General features: G+C 66.7%; 1 protein-coding gene. It reads right to left on the reverse strand.

From position 1 onward, the window contains the following. A partial coding sequence (locus ACFPZN_RS55890) for a (Fe-S)-binding protein (protein ID WP_378293536.1) occupies nt 1-2,112 on the reverse strand: 2,112 nt, incomplete at its 3' end. Nucleotides 2,113-2,156: the final 44 nt, after the last annotated feature.

Genomic DNA, 2,156 nt, shown 5'->3' on the forward strand with positions numbered 1-2,156 from the left:
GGCGGTGCCTTCGCCCTTGATGGAGCGGATGAGGAGCTGGGAGACGTCCACGACCTCCAGCGATTCCTTGGCCTCGCCGGAGTTCTTCTTCTCGTTGATGGCATCGCCCAGCATCACCAGGCAGAACGGGCACGCGGTGGAGACGGTGTCGGGGTCGGTGGTCAGCGCCTCGTCCACCCGCTCGGTGTTGATGCGCTTGCCGATCCGCTCCTCCATCCACATCCGCGCACCGCCGGCGCCGCAGCAGAAACCGCGGTCCTTGTGCCGGTGCATCTCCTGGGTCTTGACGCCCGGGACGGTGGCCATGATGTCGCGGGGCTGCTTGTAGACCTTGTTGTGGCGGCCCAGGAAGCAGGGGTCGTGGTAGGTGATGTTCTCCTCGATCGGGGTGACCGGGGTGAGTTTGCCCTCCTCGACCAGGTGCGCCAGCAGCTGGGTGTGGTGCACGACCTCGTAGTCCCCGCCGATCTGCGGGTACTCGTTGGCCAGGGTGTTGAAGCAGTGCGGGCAGGTCGCCACGATCTTCTTGGCGCCGGCGTCGTTGAGCGTCTCGACGTTCTGCTGGCCGAGCATCTGGAACACGAACTCCATGCCCAGGCGGCGGGCCGGGTCGCCGGTGCAGGCCTCCATCGGGCCCAGCACGGCGAACTTGACGCCGGCGATGTGCAGCAGCTCGGCGACCGCCTTGGTGGTCTTCTTGGCCCGGTCCTCCAGCGCGCCCGCGCACCCGACCCAGAACAGGTACTCGGTGTCCTCCGACAGCTTGTCGTCGACGACCTCGACCTCGAAGTCCAGCTCCTCGATCCATTCGAGGCGCTTCATCTCCGACATGCCCCAGGGGTTGCCCTTGTTCTCCAGGTTCTTGAGCATCACCCCCGCCTCCGACGGGAACGAGGACTCGATCATCACCTGGAAGCGGCGCATGTCCAGGATGTGGTCGATGTGCTCGATGTCGACCGGGCACTGCTCCACGCACGCGCCGCAGTTGGTGCACGACCACAGCACGTCGGGGTGGATGACCCCGTCCTCGCCGACCAGCTCCTTGTCCACCTGCATGGCGGCCTTCTGCTCGTCGGTGAAGGCGGCCCGCTCCTCCTCGGAGGCCAGCATGTAGGGGGCCTTGGCGAAGGCGTGGTCGCGCAGCTCCAGCACCACCATCTTCGGGGACAGCGGCTTGCCGGTGTTCCAGGCCGGGCACTGGGACTGGCAGCGCCCGCACTCGGTGCAGGTCGCCATGTCCAGGAAGCCCTTCCAGGTGAAGTCCTCGATCTTCCCGCGCCCGAAGGTGTCCTCGTCGGGGTCGGCCTCCTCGAAGTCCAGCGGCTTGCCCCGGCTCATCATCGGCTGCACCGCGCCCAGCCCGTCGGGGCGGCGCTTGAACATCACGTTCAACGGCGCGATGAAGATGTGCAGGTGCTTGGAGTTGACCACGATCACCAGGAAGATCAGCGCCACGCCGATGTGGGCCAGCAGGAAGAAGGCCTCCAGCCCGTTCAGCAGGCCGCTGTCGGGCTCGCCGATGTTCTCCAGCAGCCGGCCGACGCCGTAGGAGGCGTAGGCGGCCCTGCCGTAGGAGAAGTTGCCGTTGGCGACCTCCATGCCGCGGAAGGCCAGCATCGTCCAGATCACGTTGAAGATCATGAACAGGATCAGCCACGCGCCGCCGGTGTGCGAGCCCTTGAACCGCGACCCCCGGTCCAGCTTCTTCGGCGAGTTCCTCACCCGGATGAGCGCGAAGGTGGCCAGACCGGCCAGGCACGCCAGCGCGATCGTGTCCTGGACGAACCCGATCGGCCCCCAGGTCTGCAGGAACGGGATGTGGGCGTGCAACCCGAACAGCAGCTGGACGCCCGCCTCGCCGTACACGGTGATCAGCAGCAGGAACGCCCACATCACCGCCAGATGCGCCGCACCGGCCACCGTCCACTTCAGCAGCTTGCGCTGCCCCAGGACCTCGGTGACCTGCCCCTCCACACCGCTCTTCTTGTCACGCTTGAGCTGAAGAACACGATCGGGGTCGGGCTGACCGCTCTTGAACAGATCCCACAGGAACCTCACCCGCCGGCCCGCCAGCGCTAGCGCCACCGCTACACCGACGAGCCCGACGATCAACGTGATCGCGTACTGCACAGTTCCGTCCTCCTGAGGTACGGGCG

The organism is Actinomadura rugatobispora (assembly GCF_042656285.1).
In the GTDB taxonomy this organism is placed as follows: Bacteria; Actinomycetota; Actinomycetes; order Streptosporangiales; family Streptosporangiaceae; genus Spirillospora; species Spirillospora rugatobispora.